4 protein-coding genes are annotated in these 4,333 nt (G+C 60.1%); 2 read left to right on the top strand and 2 right to left on the bottom strand.

Annotated elements, in window-relative coordinates; translation table 11 throughout:
* Positions 1-536: Nramp family divalent metal transporter (locus AC1AUD_RS13620; protein WP_476574919.1), on the bottom strand; the 536-nt coding region annotated here is incomplete at its 3' end.
* 440 nt (positions 537-976) lie between these two features.
* Between AC1AUD_RS13620 and AC1AUD_RS13615 the strand changes: the two genes are divergently transcribed.
* The gene (locus AC1AUD_RS13615; protein ID WP_476574918.1) at positions 977-2,302 is read left to right on the top strand and encodes an ABC transporter substrate-binding protein; all 1,326 of its coding nucleotides are present in this window, start codon (positions 977-979) and stop codon (positions 2,300-2,302) included.
* Between the two features lie 206 nt (positions 2,303-2,508).
* Here the strand turns inward: AC1AUD_RS13615 and AC1AUD_RS13610 are convergent, their stop codons facing one another.
* Positions 2,509-3,525 (bottom strand): LacI family DNA-binding transcriptional regulator, encoded by a 1,017-nt coding sequence (locus AC1AUD_RS13610; protein WP_476574917.1) that lies wholly within the window; start codon positions 3,523-3,525, stop codon positions 2,509-2,511.
* A gap of 341 nt (positions 3,526-3,866) precedes the next feature.
* Between AC1AUD_RS13610 and AC1AUD_RS13605 the strand changes: the two genes are divergently transcribed.
* Positions 3,867-4,333 (top strand): carbohydrate ABC transporter permease (locus tag AC1AUD_RS13605; protein ID WP_476574916.1); only part of this gene is annotated, 467 nt, incomplete at its 3' end.

Here is a 4,333-nt window from a genome sequence, read left to right as displayed (position 1 = left end):
CAGCACACCAGGATCACCAATCCCCAGAAGCCGTACGACGCCTTGTAGGTCAGGGCACGCCCCCAGTGCGCGAGCACGCCGTTGAGCAGCAGGATGGTCGAGATCGCGCCGATGATGCAGCCGCCGACGAACAACGGCAGGTCGAACAGCAGGTTCAATGCGATCGCGCCGCCGATCAGCTCCGCCAGATCGGTGGCGATGGCGATGACCTCGGCCTGGGCGAAGAACATGAACCGGCCGGCGTCACCCATGCGCTCGCCAAGGATCTCGGGTAGGGATTTGCCGGTGACGATGCCGAGTTTGGCCGACTGGTATTGGATCAGCACGCTCATCGCGTTGGCCAGCACCAGCACCCAAACCAGCAGATAGCCGTACCGGGCTCCGGAGGTAATATTCGCCGCCACATTGCCGGGGTCCACGTAGGCGACCGCCGCCACGAACGCCGGGCCTAGGATCGAGGCCAGCGTGTGGGTGTGATGTTCCTGCGTTTCCTTCCCCTGCGCTTCCTGCTGTTCTTTCCTTTGTTCTTCCTGCATCTGCGTCTTGCCCAATGATTCGCTTACGGATTCGCTCATACCGTTTGCCAGTTATAGTGCCGTTGTGTGTCGTTTCTATGACGATTGCGTTGGAGGCATGGGAGAAATGGGAGGCATGGCCTTGCGTTGGGATAGCAAACGATTTCAATGATGGGTGAACGTATCGAAAAACTTCATGGTTCCATCACAGAGGGGGTGCGTTGCCCTGTGGTCGTTACTCTCTGCGCGAACTTGCGATTTTTCAACGATCATACGGTTTTGTCGCCGTAGGGCAGTGTTTGCCGGGTTTTGCTGCCGCGTCAATGATTCAAAATGCTATCGTTTGCATTTTTGGACGAAATGATGCACAATGGTGTGTGTCAGAAGTCGTAGAGATGCATCACAGCATCCAACCGGCAGCCAGCCGGCGACGACATGGGAGACAACAGAAAGGTTCGACGATGAATCGCACAGTGAAGTCGATGGTCGCGGTCGCGGCCGTTGCGGCAATGTCCCTCGGCGTGGCGGCCTGCGGCAGCTCCAGCTCGTCCGACGGCGATGCCAAAGGCAAGGTCTATTTCCTGAACTTCAAGCCGGAGGCGGCCGACCAGTGGACGGCGCTGGCCAAGAAGTACTCCGACGAGAAGGGCGTCGACGTCAAGGTCCAGACCGCGGCCTCCGGCACCTACGAGCAGACCTTGAAATCCGAAATCGCCAAGACTGACGCCCCGACCCTGTTTCAGGTCAACGGTCCCGTCGGCTACCAGAACTGGAAGCGGTACACGGCCGACCTCTCCGGCACCGATATCTACAAGGAACTGTCCGACCCGGATGTGGCCCTGAAGGACGGCGACAAGGTTGTGGGCGTGCCATACGTGATGGAGACCTACGGCCTGATCTACAACAAGGACATCCTCGAGAAGTATTTCGCCACCGATGGCGCCAAGGCCACAAGCGTGGAGGACATCAACTCCTTCGACAAGCTCAAGGCCGTGGCCGATGACATGCAGGCCAAGAAGGACCAGCTGGGCATCAAGGGCGCGTTCACCTCCGCCGGCATGGATTCCTCCTCCGACTGGCGCTTCAAGACGCACCTGGCGAACCTGCCGCTCTACTTCGAGTTCAAGGACGATGACGTCACCACGCAGCCGGAGACGATCAAGGGAACGTATCTGCCGGAATACAAGCAGATCTGGGACCTCTACCTGACGGATTCCACCACCGAGCCCACGCAGATCAGCGCCAAGACCGGTGACGACGCCAACTCCGAGTTCGCCCTCGGCGAGGCCGCGTTCTATCAGAACGGCACCTGGGCGTGGACCGATCTGCAGAAGGCCGGCATGACCGCCGATCAGGTGGGCATGATGCCGATCTACATCGGCGCCCCCGGTGAGGAGAACCAGGGCCTGGCCACCGGCTCCGAGAACTACTGGTGCATCAACGACAAGGCCTCCGACGCCGACAAGAAGGCCACCGAGGACTTCCTCGAGTGGGTCATCACCTCCGACGCCGGCAAGACCGCGCTGTCGCAGGACATGGGCTTCACCACGCCGTTCAAGACCTTCGACGACGTGGAGTCCGACAACCCGCTGACCGAGGCCGCCGTCGAGGATTCGAAGTCCGGCCGCACCCCCGTGACCTGGAACTTCACCATGATGCCGTCCGAGGAATGGAAGAACAAGCTTGGCTCCGCCCTACTTGAGTACGCTCAGGGAACCGGCAACTGGGATGCCGTCAAGACCGCCTTCGTGGACGGTTGGGCATCCGAGTACGCGGCGACGCACTGAGCGCGGCAATGACCTTGGTTTGATCTGATCGTCATCGACCGACCGCCTTTGGGCGGAAGGTCGGTGACGATCGTTTGTTATCCAACGGTTGCGCCGGCGACTGGGATTGATGGGGAACGCGGCTTGGGCCGCCGTCCGAGGGGGCGGCGGCCCAAGCCGCGTTATGCGTTGTCCGCGCCGCGTGGCGTCCGCGGCGCGGCGCTTGCCTATCGCATCCTTGCTGTGGACGAGCGGACGATCAGGTGCGCCGGATATATGACGAAGGGCTTGGCTAGCTTCTTGCCGTCAATGAGGTCGAGCGCCATATGCGCTGCATGGCGCGCCATTTCCGTGGGGTCCTGGTGGATCGTGGTCAGTCCGATGTCCTTGGTGTAGAAGCTGTCGTCGTAGCCGATCACGGAGACATCCTCGGGCACGGCCAAGCCGCTGCGTTCCAGCTGGAATATGAGCGGCAGGGCGATGCCATCCTCTTGGCAGGCGATGGCGGTGGGCATGTTGGGCAGACTCATGATCTGCGTGACCACGTCGCCGATCTGGTAATCGCCGTTGGCGTCGACCTTGCAGACGATCACCTGTGGCTCTATGCCTGCCTCGCGGCAGCATGACATGAATGAGGTGAAGCGATCGCTCACGGAGAAGCTCAGGGAGACCTCGCGGTCGGTGCTGATGTAGGCGATGCTGCGATGCCCGAGATTGATGAGGTGACGCGAGGAGAGCATGCATCCCTGGGTGTCGTCGATGTTGACCGCGGCGTCGAACCCATGGTCGGCGGGTTCGGCCGAGTTGATGCCGACGATCGGCACGTCCACCGAGGCGAGTTGTTTGGTCTCGTCGTTGTCGATGTCGAATGACACCACGATCACGGCGTCGGCGTTGCGCCGCACCGGCAGCATATCGAAGAACTCCTTGCGCTCCTCGATGCTGGAGATTTGGAACACGGACATGTCGTAGCCGTTGGCGGACAGCACCTCGTTGAGGCCCTCGAGCACCGAGGCCGTGAACCACAGGCGTATATGGCCGCTCATCAGCACGGCGACCCGGAGCGAACGGCCTGATTTCAGCGCCGCGGCCGAGCGGGAAAGCGAGAAGTTGAGCCTCTCGGCGATCTCAAGCACGCGGTCGCGGGTTTTGGCTGACACAAGGTCCGGGCGCGTGAATGACCGGGACACGGTGGAGACGGAGACGCCCGCCACCTTGGCGACATCCTTGATGCTGCTGCTCATGGTGCGCTCCTTTGCAAACACTCGCGACTATCTATTCCATTCTACGTCTTGTTATACTGCAACGCCAATCATTTTGCAAACGTTTGTATCAGGATGTTGTAAAGCGGCGAGACGGTGGAAAACCTTGTTATTTCAAGGTTATGGAAGCAGCGCCGGATAAGGGAGAGCAAAGAATGCGTCCGCTGTTGCAAGGAGAAAAATGACAACGTTTGACATAGCGGGCTCGGAGAGATACGATAGCCATACGTTCGCGTGGCGGCGTCGGTAAAGCGGCCGAAGGCGCCATGGAATCGCAACGGAGCGTTGGCATGCGCTGGCAGAACTCAAGGAGGAGAAATGCGATGATCAGCATGGCTGGCAAATCAATACGCAGATGGTGGGCGCTGTTCGCATTGCCCACGTTTGCAGCGTTCATTATCGGCTTCGTGGTGCCGTTCATCATGGGCGTCTACCTGAGCTTCTGCGAGTTCACCACCGTGACCGACGGTGAATGGGTGGGGCTCAAGAACTACGCCAGGGCATTCGGGGACAAGGAATTCCTTCATGCGCTGGGCTTCTCGACGGCGTTCACCATCGTCACCACCGTGGTGATCAACGTCTTGGCTTTCACCATCGCCTATATGCTCACCAAGGCGATCAAAGGCTCCACGATCTTCCGTTCGGTGTTCTTCATGCCGAACCTCATCGGCGGCATCATCCTGGGCTACATCTGGCTGCTGCTGCTCAACGGCGTGCTCGCGCACTGGGGGCGTGCCCTGACCTACAAGGCGTCGTACGGCTTCTGGGGATTGGTGATCCTGGTGTGCTG

The organism is Bifidobacterium sp. LH_730 (assembly GCF_056355835.1).
The sequence above is the reverse complement of the archived record's forward strand: the minus strand, read 5'-3'. Positions and strand labels throughout refer to the sequence as shown.